The sequence below is a fragment of the Roseitalea sp. genome (assembly GCF_984466335.1).
The window spans coordinates 1-13731 of record NZ_CFIFWG010000077.1; the positions used below are offsets into that span (position 1 = coordinate 1).

10 protein-coding genes are annotated in these 13731 nt (G+C 67.8%); 5 read left to right on the forward strand and 5 right to left on the reverse strand.

The features are described from left to right. Positions 1-4642: NAD-glutamate dehydrogenase (locus tag AC5E6L_RS08700; protein WP_491772659.1), on the forward strand; the 4642-nt coding region annotated here is incomplete at its 5' end. Between the two features lie 31 nt (positions 4643-4673). Beyond that, entirely contained in the window at positions 4674-6038 is a 1365-nt protein-coding gene (locus AC5E6L_RS08705) for an MFS transporter (protein WP_491229753.1), read from the forward strand. Between the two features lie 2 nt (positions 6039-6040). On the opposite strand, the gene AC5E6L_RS08710 is transcribed toward AC5E6L_RS08705, so the two are convergent. The 3 genes from AC5E6L_RS08710 to AC5E6L_RS08720 form a co-directional block, all read right to left on the reverse strand. Beyond that, on the reverse strand, positions 6041-6997 hold the full coding sequence (locus AC5E6L_RS08710) for an acetyl-CoA carboxylase carboxyltransferase subunit alpha (RefSeq protein ID WP_491229752.1): 957 nt from the start codon (positions 6995-6997) through the stop codon (positions 6041-6043). Positions 6998-7069: 72 nt separating this feature from the next. Further along, complete coding sequence (locus AC5E6L_RS08715; protein ID WP_491772662.1) at positions 7070-8023, reverse strand: site-specific tyrosine recombinase XerD; 954 nt, start codon at positions 8021-8023, stop codon at positions 7070-7072. 42 nt (positions 8024-8065) lie between these two features. Beyond that, positions 8066-8278, reverse strand: coding sequence for a histidine kinase (locus AC5E6L_RS08720; protein WP_491772664.1), 213 nt, complete (start codon positions 8276-8278; stop codon positions 8066-8068). Between the two features lie 147 nt (positions 8279-8425). Between AC5E6L_RS08720 and AC5E6L_RS08725 the strand changes: the two genes are divergently transcribed. The 3 genes from AC5E6L_RS08725 to AC5E6L_RS08735 are packed head-to-tail and all read left to right on the forward strand — an operon-like array spanning position 8426 to position 11387. Next, a complete protein-coding gene (locus AC5E6L_RS08725) occupies positions 8426-9004 on the forward strand; it encodes a shikimate kinase (RefSeq protein ID WP_491772666.1) in 579 nt (192 codons plus the stop codon). Beyond that, positions 9001-10131 (forward strand): 3-dehydroquinate synthase, encoded by a 1131-nt coding sequence (gene aroB / locus AC5E6L_RS08730; protein WP_491229748.1) that lies wholly within the window; start codon positions 9001-9003, stop codon positions 10129-10131. Before AC5E6L_RS08725 ends, aroB begins: the two co-directional genes overlap by 4 nt. Continuing rightward, positions 10131-11387, forward strand: coding sequence for an HlyC/CorC family transporter (locus AC5E6L_RS08735; RefSeq protein WP_491772672.1), 1257 nt, complete (start codon positions 10131-10133; stop codon positions 11385-11387). Before aroB ends, AC5E6L_RS08735 begins: the two co-directional genes overlap by 1 nt. Positions 11388-11472: 85 nt before the next feature. Here AC5E6L_RS08735 and AC5E6L_RS08740 read toward each other — a convergent pair whose 3' ends face one another. Both AC5E6L_RS08740 and AC5E6L_RS08745 read right to left on the reverse strand, forming a co-directional pair. Then, positions 11473-11895, reverse strand: coding sequence for a metallopeptidase family protein (locus tag AC5E6L_RS08740; protein WP_491772668.1), 423 nt, complete (start codon positions 11893-11895; stop codon positions 11473-11475). A 663-nt stretch (positions 11896-12558) separates the two neighbouring features. Next, the coding region (locus AC5E6L_RS08745; protein WP_491772670.1) for a TAXI family TRAP transporter solute-binding subunit at positions 12559-13731 on the reverse strand (1173 nt) is incomplete at its 5' end.

Here is a 13731-nt window from a genome sequence, read left to right on the forward strand (position 1 = left end):
CGCGGCGCTGGCCGGTCACCGCAGCGCCGAGCCCGTCGTCCGGTTCCGCACCACGGCCGACGGCGGCGGCCGGCCCGTCACCGTCCTGGCCATCGTCAACGAGAACAAGCCATTCCTGTTCGACTCGGTTCTGGGCGAGATCAACGCCCTTGCGCCGTCCGTCGAATTCGTCGTTCACCCGGTCCTCGACATCAACCATGGCGAGGCGGGCTTCGAGGTGATCGACAAGTCAAGGCCCGGCATGGCGTTGCAGCGGACCGTGCGCACGAGCGTGATCGTCGCCGTCGTCTCGGGCGTGAACGAGCGGGAGGCCGAAACGCTCGCCGCCAGCATTGGCGCCACGCTCGGCCAGGTGGGCGCGGCGGTGCGCGACTGGACCGCCATGCTGGAGCGGCTCGACGCGATCGTCGCCGAACTGAAAACCGGCGTGCTGCCGGCGCGCCGGCGCGACGTCAAGGAAGCGCTCGAATTCCTGCACTGGCTGCGCGAGGACAATTTCACCTTCCTGGGCATCCGCGAATATGACTTCGTCGGCGGCGAGAAGCGCGGCCGCCTCCAACGCGCGGACCGGCCGGCGCTGGGCATTCTGAGCGATCCCGATGTCCGCATCCTGCGGCGCGGCGGCGATCCGGTGACCACGACCCCCGAGATCCGGGCCTTCCTGAACAGCCGCGACATCCTCATCGTCACCAAGGCGAACCTGAAGTCCGTCGTGCACCGCCGCACCCACATGGACTATATCGGCATCAAGCGCTACGACGACAAAGGCAGGCTCGTCGGCGAGTTGCGGCTGGTCGGCCTGTTCACCTCGACCGCCTACACCCGCTCGGTGCTGCGCATTCCCTATATCCGCTCGAAGATCGAGGCGGTCGTCAAGCGCTCCCATCACGATCCCGACAGCCATTCGGGCAAGGCGCTGCTGAACGTGCTCGAATCCTATCCGCGCGACGAGCTGTTCCAGATCGGCGTACCCGCGCTGACCCGCCACGCCGAGGCGATCGTGGCGCTCGCCGACCGGCCGCGCGTGCGCGTGCTCAGCCGGATCGACGCGTTCGACCGGTTCGTGTCGATCATCGTCTTCGTGCCGCGCGACCGGTACGATTCCGAAGTCCGCGAGCGCATCAGCGCCCATATGGCCGACATGTACGAAGGACACGTGTCGGCCTTCTATCCGGCTTTTCCCGAGGGCCAGCTCGCCCGCGTGCACATCATCGTCGGCCGCCGCTCCGGCAAGACGCCCACCCCGACCCTGGCCTCCCTGGAGCGGGGCGTGTCGGCGATCGTGCGCACCTGGGAGGACGCGCTGCGCGACGCCGTCCGGGAAGCGGGCCTTGCGATCGAGGGCGGGCTGTTCTCGTTCCCCGAAGCCTATCGCGACACCGTATCGCCCGGTCAGGCGGTTTCCGACCTGGCGTTCATCGACACGATCACCGCGCAAGAGCCCCTGGCGGTGGACTTCCATCGGGACGAGGATGCCCAGGACCATGTCGCATCGCTGCGCATCTTTCATGCCGGCGAGCCGGTCGCCCTGTCCGAGCGCGTCCCGCTTCTCGAAAATATGGGGTTCCGGGTCATTTCCGAGCTGACCTACCGGATCGGGTGCGGGGCCTCCGACGAGGAGCGGCCCCACTGCATCTGGCTGCACGTGATGCGGATCGAGAGCGCGGCGGGCACCGCGATCATGCCGGACGGTGACGGCGCGCCGTTCGAGGACGCCTTCCGCGCGGTCCGGGCCGGCGAGATCGACGATGACCGCTACAACGCGCTGACCCTTGCGGCGGGCATGAGCGCGCGCACCGTCACCGTGCTGCGCGCCTATGGCCGCTATCTGCGCCAGGCCGGCATCGCCTACAGCCAGGACTATATCGCGCGCACGCTCGAACGCCATGCCGGCCTCGCCCGGCAACTGTTCGAACTGTTCGACGCCCGCCTCAACCCGGCGCGCCTGGCCGACCCGGACGAGGACACCGCCGCCACGCAGAAGCGCCTTCTGGCGGCGTTCCGCGACGCGCTCGCCGATGTGCCCTCGATCGACGAGGACCGCATCCTGCGCCGTTTCCGCTCGGTGATCCAGGCAACGCTCAGAACCAGCTTCTACAATCCCGACCCGCAGGGCGGGGACCGGCTCACGCTCGCCCTCAAGCTCGATCCCGGGGCGATCGATATCCTGCCCGCGCCGCGCCCGTTTCGCGAAATCTTCGTCTTCGGGCCGGAGGTCGAGGGCGTTCATCTGCGCTTCGGCCCGATCGCGCGCGGGGGCCTGCGCTGGTCGGATAGGTCCGAGGACTATCGCACCGAGGTGCTGGGTCTGGTCAAGGCGCAGCAGGTCAAGAACGCGGTGATCGTGCCCGTCGGCGCCAAGGGCGGCTTCCTGCCCAAGCGCCTGCCGCGCGGCGGCACGCGCGAAGAGGTCTTCGAGGCCGGCCGCCAAGCCTATGTCACCTTCGTCTCCGCGCTCCTTTCGGTGACCGACGATCTGGACGGCGATACGGTCGTGCCGCCGCCGCAAACCGTCCGCCGTGACGGAGAGGACCCCTATCTGGTCGTCGCCGCCGACAAGGGCACGGCGAGCTTTTCGGACACCGCCAACGCGATCTCCCAGGCGCACGGCTTCTGGCTCGACGATGCGTTCGCCTCGGGCGGTTCGGCCGGCTACGACCACAAGAAGATGGGGATCACCGCGCGCGGCGCCTGGGAGGCGGTCAAGCGCCATTTCCGCGAGATGGACAAGGACATCCAGACCGAGCCCTTCACCGTGGTCGGGGTGGGCGACATGTCGGGCGATGTGTTCGGCAACGGCATGCTGCTGTCCGGGCAGATCCGGCTGGTCGCCGCCTTCGACCATCGCGACATCTTCATCGACCCGGACCCGGACCCGGCGGCGAGCTTTGCCGAGCGCAAGCGGCTGTTCGCGCTGGGCCGGTCGAGCTGGCAGGACTATGACGCATCGAAACTGTCGAAAGGCGGCGGCGTCTTCCCGCGCAGCCAGAAGCAGATCGCGCTCTCGAAGGCCGCCGCTGCCGCGATCGGGCTCGACAGGCAGAAGGTCTCGCCGTTCGAGATCATGACCGCGATCCTGAAGGCCGATGTGGAGCTGCTCTGGTTCGGCGGCATCGGAACCTATGCGCGCGCGTCCGGCGAGCGCGATGCCGAGGTCGGCGACCGGGCGAACGACGCCATCCGGGTCCAGGCGCGGGAGCTGCGCGCCAGGGTGGTCGGCGAGGGCGCCAATCTGGGGCTGACCCAGCGCGCGCGGATCGAGTACGCCCTTGCCGGCGGACGCTGCAACTCCGATGCGATCGACAATTCGGCCGGCGTCAATTCGTCCGACGTGGAGGTCAACATCAAGATCGCGCTCGCCGGCGCGCTGGCCGACGGCACGCTTGAGCGACAAGGGCGCGACACGCTGCTTTCCGCGATGACCGGCAGCGTCGCCGATCTCGTCCTGCGCAACAATTACGAGCAGACGCTGGCCATCAGCCGCGCCGAGCGGCGCGGGACGGCCAACCTGCCCCTTCAGGCCCGGCTCATGGCGTCCCTGGAGGAGCGCGGCCTGCTCGACCGTCCGGTCGAGCTGCTGCCCGACGAGGACATGCTGGCCGAGCGCCGGCAGGCCGGGCAGGGCTTGTCCCGCCCCGAGATCGGCGTGCTCCTGTCCTATGCCAAGATCGTGCTGTTCGACGATCTGGTCCGTTCGGATCTGCCGGACGATCCGCATCTCGAAAAGGACCTTGCGGCTTACTTCCCGCCCCGCATGCGCGAGCCCTATGGCGACCGGATCGGGAGCCACCGGCTGCGCCGGGAGATCATCGCCACCCAGCTCGCCAACCAGATCGTCAACCGTGGCGGTCCCTCCGTGATCAGCCGCTTCGAGGATGCGACGGGCATGCTGCCGTCCGGCATCGCGCGCGCCCATGTGGTGTGCCGCGACGCCTACGGGATCGAGCCGCTGCATGCAGCCGTCGACGCGCTCGACAACAAGGTGGCGGGCGACGTCCAGCTCGAAATATACGACGAACTGGCCGAGGCGCTGCGCGCCGCCATCGGCCAGTATCTCAAATGCGGCGACATGGCCGGGCCCATGGGTCCGGCGGTCGAACGGCTCGCGGCCGCGCGCGCGGCGCTGGAGCCGGCCCTGATGAGGATCGCGCCGGACTATCTGGTCAACTGGATGAAGGGGCGGCGCGGCCGGTTCGGCGCGGCCGGGCTCGGCGATGGGGCGGCCCGGCGCCTGGCCATGCTGCCCATCACCGCCATGGCGCCAGACATTTTGGCCGCAAGCGACGCAACGGACCGCCCGACCGTCGATGCGGCGCGCGGCTATTTCGACGTCACCAGGCGCTTCCGCATCGGCCGGCTCGAACATCTCGCCCACCGGCTGGCGGCGCACGACTATTTCGACGGCCTGGCCCGACAGCGGGCGCTCGACACGATTCACGCCGCGCGCCTGGCCATCACCATCGCCGCGCTGACCGAGGGCGAGGGCGCCGATCCGACGCAGGCCGTCGGCGCCTGGGTCGACGTCAACAAGATGCGGATCGGCCGCGTTCAGGACCGCATCGCCGAGTTGACCGACCATGGCGACCTGACGGTTTCGCGCCTGACGGTCGCGGCCGGGCTGCTCGGCGACCTGGTGGCATGAGCCGACCGAGCATCCGCAAAAGGACCCGCCAATGACCGCAACGCTTCAGGCACCCGCGCCAGCCCCGGCCGCCAAACGCCGGGGAATCGTGAGCTGGATGCTGTTCGACTGGGCCGCCCAGCCCTTCCACACGCTGGTCATCACCTTCGTGTTCGCGCCCTATTTCGCAAGCCGGGTCGCCGCCAATCCCGTCGAGGGCCAGGCCGACTGGGCTTTCGCGGCCACCGTGGGCGGCTTCATCATCGCCGTGCTGGCCCCGGTGCTCGGCGCGCTGTCGGACGCCACGGGGCCGCGCAAACCGTGGATCTTCGGTTTCTCGGCGGTGGCGGTCGCCGCCGTCTTCACACTCTGGTACGTCACGCCCGATCCCGCGCCGGGCAATATCGCGCTGGCGCTGGTCGCCTTCGTGATCGCCCTGATCGGCTTTGAGTTCGCCGCCATCTTCAACAATGCGATGATGCCGGGGCTGGTCGGGCGCGACCGGCTGGGCGGGCTGTCCGGCAATGCCTGGGCGCTCGGCTATGCCGGCGGGCTGATCTGCCTGATCGTCATGCTCGCCCTGATGGTCGCCAGCCCCGAAAGCGGCAGGACGCTTGTCGGCCTCGATCCGATCCTGGGGCTCGATCCGGCCGCCGGCCAGGGCGACCGCGCGTCGGGGCCGCTGACGGCGATCTGGTTCACCGTGTTCGTCATCCCGCTGTTCCTGTTCACGCCCGACGCGCCGCGCCGCGCCGACATCGCCAACGCTTTCGCCAGCGGCCTGCGGGAACTGTGGGGCACCGTCCGTAGCCTGCCCCGCCGCCGCAGCCTTTTCGCCTTCCTGGGCGCGTCCATGTTCTATCGCGATGCACTCAACGGCCTTTACACGTTCGGCGGCATCTATGCGGTCGGCGTGCTCGGCTGGTCGACCATCCAGCTTGGCGTGTTCGGCATCCTGGCGTCGGTGACCGGCATCTTCGGCTGCGTGCTGGGCGGCTGGCTCGATGCGCGCATCGGCACCAAGCGGGTGGTCACGATCACGATCGTCGCGCTTGTGGCCTCCTGCGCCCTGGTCATCTCGACCACCCAGACGCAGATCCTGTTCATTGAGGTCGCAGGGGGGTCGGCCGCGCCCGACATCGTCTTCTATGTGGCCGGAGCGCTGATCGGCGCGGCCGGCGGCGCCTTGCAGGCCGCCTCGCGGCCGCTTCTGGTCGATCAGATCGACACTCCCGAAAAGATGGGCGAGGCCTTCGGCCTCTATGCGCTTTCGGGCCGGGCGACCGCTTTCCTGGCGCCGGCCGGCATCTGGCTGTTCACGGAGATCTCGGGCAGTCAGCGCATCGGCATCACGCCGATCCTGATCCTGTTCGCCCTCGGCCTTTTGCTGCTGATCCCGGTGCGGTCGAAGACCTGAAATCAGAGATCGCGACCGATGGCGAGGAACTTGTCGCGCCGCTCCTTCCTGAGCGTTGCGCCGTCCTTTCCGCCAAGCCGGTCCATCGCCTTTTTCAGGTGGCTGTCCGTCTCGGCCATCACGGCGGCATGGTCGCGGTGGGCGCCGCCCAGCGGCTCGGGCACGATGCCGTCGATGATCTTCAACGCCTTGAGGTCCTGCGCGGTGATCTTCATCGCCGTCGCCACGTCCCTGGCGCGCGCCGCATCGCGCCACAGGATCGACGCGCCCGCTTCCGGCGAGATCACCGAATAGATGGCGTGTTCGAGCATATAGACCTTGTTGGCCGTGGCGATGGCGATCGCGCCGCCCGAGCCGCCCTCGCCGACGATCACCGAGATGATCGGGACCGACAGGTTGAGGCATTTTTCGGTGGACCGGGCAATGGCCTCGGCCTGGCCGCGCTCCTCGGCGCCGATGCCCGGATAGGCCCCCGCCGTGTCGACCAGCGTGATCACGGGCAGGCCGAACCGGTCGGCCAGGTCCATGATCCGCACCGCCTTGCGATACCCCTCCGGCCGCGCCATGCCGAAATTGCGCGCAAGGCGCGTCTTGGTGTCATGGCCCTTCTCCTGCCCGATGATGGCGACGGGCGCGCCGTGAAAGCGGGCGAAGCCGGCCATCACCGCATGGTCCTCGGCAAAGCCGCGGTCGCCGGCGAGCGGCGTGTATTCGGTGAACAGCGCATCGATGAAATCGACGCAGTGGGGCCGGTCGGGATGGCGGGCGACCATCGCCTTCTGCCACGGGGTCAGCTTGCGATAGGCCTCGACGAGCGCTTCATGGGAGCGCTTTTCGAGCCGGGCGATCTCCTCGGCCACGTCGACGGCGCCCTCGCCGCTGTCGGCCAGCTTCTTGAGCTCAAGGATCTGGCCCTCCAGATCGGCGATCGGTTTTTCGAACTCAAGATAGCTGTACATGCCCTGCCCGGTTCCCCTGGCCGTTCCGTCCGGCCTTTTGCGCTCCGCAGGTGGCGGCAAAAGGGCTGTGTGTCAAGAAGCGGCGCGGCGGGGCCCCCGTCGCCGGCCGGCCGCGCCGGCAAGCGGATGGTGCGCGCTGACCAGCGCGTGCAGCCTCTCGTCGACAATATGGGTGTAGACCTGCGTGGTCGAGATGTCGGCATGACCGAGCAGTTGCTGCACAACGCGCAGGTCGGCGCCGTTTTGCAGAAGATGCGTGGCGAAGGCATGGCGCAGCACATGCGGCGAAAGCTGCGCGGCCGGTATGCCGCAACGGACGCCGAGCCCCTTGATGTCCCGGGCCAGCACCTGCCGGGCGACCGGCGCGGAAAACGCCCCGTTGGGAAAAAGGTGCGGGCAGCCCGCCGCGCGCGGATCGCCGGCCAGCCCGTCGCGATAGGTCCGGCAGGCCGCCCGGGCCGCATCGGACAGCGGCACGAGCCGCTCCTTGCCGCCCTTGCCCCTGACGACGAAGAAGGGTTCGGCGCGCTCAAGGATCAGCGCCGGCAGCGTGGTCAGCTCGCCGACCCTGAGGCCGGTGGCATAGAGCAGTTCGACGGCGGCGCGGGTCCGCCGCGTGCGCAACGCCCCGATCTTCGATTGCGCCGGGTCCTCCGCCTCCACCCGCGCGCGCTCGACAAGACGCGAAACGGCATCGGCCGACAGGTGCCTGGGCAGGGCACGCCCCTTCTTCGGCGAGGCGATCACGCCGGTGGGATCGTCGCCGCGCACGCCTTCGGCATAAAGAAACCGGTAGAACTGGCGCAGCGCGGACAGCCGCCGCGCCTGCGAACTGGCGGCGAAACCCGCCCCGGCCATGGCGCGCATATGGGCGGCGATGTCGTCCGCGCATGCGTCCTTAAGGGCGCGGGCGCCATGGCGGCGCACGAAGCGCTCGGCATCGTCAAGGTCGCGCCGATAGGAGGTCAGCGTGTTGGCGGCCGCGCTACGCTCGGCGCTCATCATTTCCAGGAAGGCATCGATCATGGCCCGGCAGGCTAGCAGCGGGACCTTACCGAAACGTCGCCGTCATGGATCGTTCGGTGCGCCTTGTTGCGCGGCGGCGCCGGCGGGTCCGGGGGCAGGCACGATGATGCGTTGCGGGTCGAGCCGGTCGGCGGGCACGGGCACGCTCATGGGCCGCATGCGTGGCTCGACCAGGAAGGCAAGCGCGGCCATGCCGCCATAGACGAGCCCGGCAAGAACGCCCAGAACGACGACGAACCGGATCAGGCTCGGCATGGCAGGTCACCAAAACGCATCGGGGAAACGGGCATCGCGCTCCTTATGCGGCCGGACGCGCGCTCAGATCAAGCGCGCCTGAAACGGCGCGCGCGCCTTGACTCGGCAAACGTCCTGTTGTGCTAACACCATATGGTGTCAGAAAAGTTGATCGACATCGCCGCACAGGTGAACGCCGGACTTGGCGACAGGCCGATCGTGCTGATCGGCCTGATGGGCGCGGGCAAGTCGGCGATCGGCCGCAAGCTGGCCGGACAGCTCGGCCTGCCGTTCATCGACGCCGATCACGAGATCGAGACGGCGGCCAGCATGTCGGTCGCGGACATTTTCGAAACCTATGGCGAACCCGAGTTCCGGCGGCTCGAAGCGAGCGTGATGGTGCGCCTTCTCACGGGCGGCCGGTCCGTTCTGGCCACCGGCGGCGGCGCCTTCATGAACGCCGATACGCGCAGCGCCATCGCCGCATCGGCCGTTTCGGTCTGGCTTTCGGCCGACATCGACCTGCTGATGGCGCGGGTCGTCCGCAAGGCGACCCGGCCGCTTCTGAAGACGCCCGATCCCCGCGCGGTCATGCAGCGGCTCATGGATGAGCGCTATCCGGTCTATGCGACCGCCGACATCACCGTTTCCTCGCGCGATATCAGCAAGGAAGAGATGGCCGGCACCGTCGCCGCCGCGCTGCATGCCCACCTGACCGGCGACGACAAACAAGGACAACCCGCATGACGCACGCGCCAGGCCAGCAGACGGTTCGCGTCGATCTGGGCGCGCGCGCCTACGACATCGTGATCGGCCCCGGCGTCCTGGCCGAGACGGGCGCGCGCATCGCCGCGCTCGCGCCGGGGGCGCGGTGCGCGGTCGTGACGGACGAGAATGTCGCCCCGCTGCATCTTGCCGCGCTCGAAGCCAGCCTGTGCGATGCGGGGCTCGCGGCACCCTCGATCGTGCTGCCGGCGGGCGAGGCGACCAAGAGCTTTGCGCATCTGCAACGGACGGTCGAGGCCCTGCTCGACGCGCGGCTCGAACGCGGCGATCTGGTCGTCGCGCTCGGCGGCGGCGTGATCGGCGACCTTGCCGGCTTCGCCGCATCGGTCGCGCGCCGCGGCATGGGGTTCGTGCAGGTGCCGACCTCGCTGCTGGCCCAGGTGGATTCGTCCGTCGGCGGCAAGACCGGGATCAACGCGCCGCAGGGCAAGAACCTGGTCGGAGCCTTCCATCAGCCACGGCTCGTGATCGCCGACACGGCCGTGCTCGACACGCTGTCCGCCCGCGAGTTCCGCGCCGGCTATGCCGAAGTGGTCAAGTACGGGCTGCTTGGCGATGCGCCCTTCTTCGCCTGGCTCCAGGCCAACCTGGATGCTGTGATGACGGGCGGGCCGGCGCGCGTCGAGGCGATCGCGCGCTCATGCCGGGCCAAGGCGTCCATCGTCGCCCGTGACGAGCGCGAGGCCGGCGAGCGGGCGCTGCTCAATCTGGGCCACACATTCGGGCACGCGCTCGAAGGCATAACCGGCTACCGGTCGGACGTGCTCGTCCACGGCGAGGGGGTGGCCATCGGCATGGTCATGGCGCACGCCTTTTCGGCGCGCATGAACCTGGCCAGCCCCGACGATGCGGCGCGCGTCGCCTCCCATCTTGAAACGGCCGGCCTGCCGACCGATCTGAGCGCCATCCGCCCGCACATCGCCGACGCCGACGCGCTGATGGACTTCATCGCCCAGGACAAGAAGGTCGCGCGCGGCGCATTGACCTTCATCCTGACGCGCGGCATCGGCCGGGCCTTCATTGCGCGTGACGTGCCCGCCTCGCAGGTGCGCGCCTTTCTTGGGGACATGCTGGACAGCCGAACATGATGGAAATCTGGATCACCGCCGCCGCCGTTCTGCTTCTGATCGGCATGTCGGGCTTCTTCTCGGGGTCCGAGACGGCCCTGACCGCCGTCTCGCGCGGCCGCATGAAGCAGCTCGCCAACCAGGGCAACGAGCGCGCCGCGGCGGTCAGCGGGCTGACCGAAAACAAGGAGCGCCTGATCGGCGCGCTGCTGATCGGCAACAATCTGGCCAACGTGCTGGCCTCGGTGCTCGCCACCAGCTTGTTCCTGTCGCTGTTCGGCGAGACCGGCGTCGTCTACGCCACGCTGGTGATGACGGTGATGCTGGTCATCTTCGCCGAGGTGCTGCCCAAATATCTGGGCATCTCCAAGACCGACCGGTTCGCCATCACGGTCGTGCCGATGATCAAGCGGTTCGTCGCCATCGTCGCCCCGCTCGCCCATGCGGTCGACGCGATCGTGCGCCGCATCCTTGCCCTGTTCGGCGTCACTTTCGGCAAGGGCGAATCGATCCTTTCGGCGCACGAGGAGCTGCGCGGCGCGGTCGAGGTGCTTCACGAGGAAGGCTCGTTCGTCAAGGAGGAGCGCGACCGGCTCGGCGGCGTGCTCGATCTTTCCGAACTCGATGTCGGCGACATCATGATCCACCGCACGGCGATGCACATGGTCAATGCCGACGATCCGCCCGAAAGCGTCGTCCGCCAGGTGCTTGAGAGCCCTTATACGCGCCTGCCCCTCTGGCGCGGCGAGACCGACAACGTCGTCGGCATCGTCCACGCCAAGGACCTGCTGCGCGCCCTGCACGCCGCCGGCAACGATCCGGCCCGGATCGACATCATGAAAGTCGCCAACAAGCCGTGGTTCGTGCCCGACACGACCATGCTCAAGGACCAGCTCAACGCCTTCCTGCGGCGCAAGGCCCATGTCGCGCTCGTCGTTGACGAATATGGCGAGCTGGAGGGGCTGGTCACGCTGGAGGACATCATCGAGGAGATCATCGGCGACATCGCCGACGAGCACGATGTGGAGGTCGCCGGCGTGACGAACGAGGCCGACGGGTCGGTGGTCGTCGACGGCTCGGTGCCGATCCGCGACCTCAATCGCGCGCTCGACTGGGACCTTCCGGACGACGACGCCAACACGATCGCCGGCCTCGTCATCCACCGGGCGCAGACGATCCCCGCCGAAAAGCAGGCGTTCACCTTCTACAAGAAGCGATTCATCGTGCTCAGGCGCGAGAAGAACCGGATCAGGAAATTGCGCATCCGGCCGGTTTGAGGTGTGCGGCACCCGGGTGCCGCCACTCCACCGGGGCTGAACACCAGAGTGCATCTTGCTTCAGGCGTTCGTTCGTGTGGGCCGCTCAGCCGGCGGACGCTTCGATCCGCGCCATGTCGTCGTCCGACAGGCCGAAATGGTGGCCCAGCTCGTGGATCAGCACATGGGTGACGATGTCGCCCAGCGTCTCGTCGTTCTCGGCCCAATAGTCCAGGATGGCGCGCCGGTACAGCGTGATCCGGTTGGCCTGTTCGCCGGTCGCCGGATTCCACAGTTCGGCAATACCCCGCCCTTCGAAAAGACCGAGCAGGTCGAACGGCGTCTCAAGACCCAGATCGTCGGCGATTTCCTCGGTCGGGAAGTCGGCGATGCGGATCTGAACCTCGCCGGTCAGCTTGCGAAACTCCGGCGGCAGGTGCGCATAGGCTTCGCGCGCGATCTGCTCGATCTCGCTGAGCCCGGGGGAAAACCGGTCCTTCCAGTCGCTTTGGTGATCGAAAATGGCCATGGCGGCGCCGGATACACCCAACTTACATCGGTTGCCAAGGCCTTCATATACGGACCGTTCGGAAAATTTGGAAGGATCGGCGCGGAAAACGACCCCGCGCGAAATGAGGAAGCATAAAAATGAGGAAGGCGGTCGCCGAAGCCACCGCCCCCCTGCATTGCGCGGGTCATGCCGGACATCGCGCCCCGGAACCTTGCGGTTCCTCAGCCTCTCCGACCGGCATACTCCGGCAGAGACCGGATCGGCAGAACATGCGGCGCAAACCGCGCGCCCTGAGCGCTCCGGGCCATGCCGACCGGCCTTCGGGCACGGTCGGCCGTATTTTGTTTGCGCCCCGGCTTGGCGCTATGGCCACTGTCAGAAGACAGTAAAGCCAAGGACCAGCACGAGAAATTTCTTCCCCATGAAAGCCCTTCGCCACGACGATCAAATCACGGCGAACGTTCGCTGCGAACTCAGGATAATCCTTCCGTGCTCTCCTAAGAGATCATTTCCTGATTACCTGGACAAATATTGATGCAAACTTGATCGGGAGTCGAGTCGATCCGATGAACGCTTGTGGACAGGCGGCGGACGAGACCGGCCGCCAGCCCGTTTTGCCTTGGATTTCAAATGCGTCCGGAGCAGGCGCCCTGTGGACAGTCTCGGTCCCTGAGGGCCGTTTCACGCGCGTCGCCGCAGTTCGACGGACCCTTCGTGCTCAAGCAGTTCGTCGGCCCGGTCGTTGATTGTCTCGCGGACGGCACCCCACAGAAGCGAAAAGGACTGAAAGCCCTCCTCGGTGACCTCGTCGGTGTCGAGGGCGACGACGACCGTGCGCAGCACGGCATTGAGCTGCTCCTTGAGCGTGGCGAGTTCGTCGGCGGTCGCCGCCGCGGCGGTGCGTTCGGCGATTTCCAGAAGCTGGAAATTATAGACGTCGGCCCGGTTCTTCTGGCCCGCAAGGAAGCGCGAGCGCACGGCGATCAGGCTCGAAACAAGGATGGTGAGCACCGTGACGAACAGCGCCAGCGGCTCGGCATTTTCCTGAACGAAGCTGGGCTCGTGGCGATCGTAGAAGGCTTGCGCGCCCTGGTGCAGCGGCATCGAAAGGCCGCCCGCCGTGCCCGGCGCGGCGATCGCCGAGGCCAGCGCGAAGCGGATCGTCAGGTCCTTGCGATGTTCGAACAGGATTCGCGTCAGCTCCCGCACCGGCCGTTCGGGGACGTCGGCGCGGGTGACCAGCACCCGCTCGACCGCCAGCGTCGGCGTGTCGGCGCCGGGGACGGGAAGCGCGCCGGTGAAGCCTCCCATCGGCACCTGCGATGCGGAAAGGAACGGCCGCTTGATCGCGATCGCATCGGCCTGGCTGATCGGGATGTAGCGCAGTTCGAGGCCGGTCAGCTGAGCGTCCTCGAACATGCGCAGCAATTGCCGGTCGCGGACCGACCGGACGGCGAACAGCGCGTCGACATCGCCCCCGAGCAGCTTGTCGGCGCCGTGCACGAATGGCTCGGCCGTCCAGTCGAAACCGCCGATCGGCAGATCGTAATGGTCGCCAACGACCCAGAAAGAGCGGAAATTGGCTGTGTCGAAGTCGGGAATCGAGACGTTCAGACGGCCCAGATCGTGCACCGAGTGGGCGGGCGCGTCATTGCGTACGATGATGTGAAACAGGTCCGGATAGAGGCTGGCAATGCCGCGAATATCGGTGAAGACGGGCGTGTCGGCGCGGATGACCGCCGCATCGATCCGTCCGGCGTTCAAAAGCGTTATGTTCTGGGATGCATCGCGCGAGGCGCGAATGTTCAGCCGCAGCGCGTGCGAATGGCGCTCGACCACCTCGGCGGCTTCATG

What these genes read in the sequence shown, in the direction of transcription:
- AC5E6L_RS08720 (WP_491772664.1), bottom strand. Translation starts at nt 8,278, where the DNA reads ATGCCGAGCCTGATCCGGTTCGTCGTCGTTCTGGGCGTTCTTGCCGGG.
- AC5E6L_RS08710 (WP_491229752.1), bottom strand. Translation starts at nt 6,997, where the DNA reads ATGTACAGCTATCTTGAGTTCGAAAAACCGATCGCCGATCTGGAGGGC.
- AC5E6L_RS08715 (WP_491772662.1), bottom strand. Translation starts at nt 8,023, where the DNA reads ATGATCGATGCCTTCCTGGAAATGATGAGCGCCGAGCGTAGCGCGGCC.
- AC5E6L_RS08735 (WP_491772672.1), top strand. Translation starts at nt 10,131, where the DNA reads ATGGAAATCTGGATCACCGCCGCCGCCGTTCTGCTTCTGATCGGCATG.
- AC5E6L_RS08740 (WP_491772668.1), bottom strand. Translation starts at nt 11,895, where the DNA reads ATGGCCATTTTCGATCACCAAAGCGACTGGAAGGACCGGTTTTCCCCC.
- AC5E6L_RS08705 (WP_491229753.1), top strand. Translation starts at nt 4,674, where the DNA reads ATGACCGCAACGCTTCAGGCACCCGCGCCAGCCCCGGCCGCCAAACGC.
- aroB (WP_491229748.1), top strand. Translation starts at nt 9,001, where the DNA reads ATGACGCACGCGCCAGGCCAGCAGACGGTTCGCGTCGATCTGGGCGCG.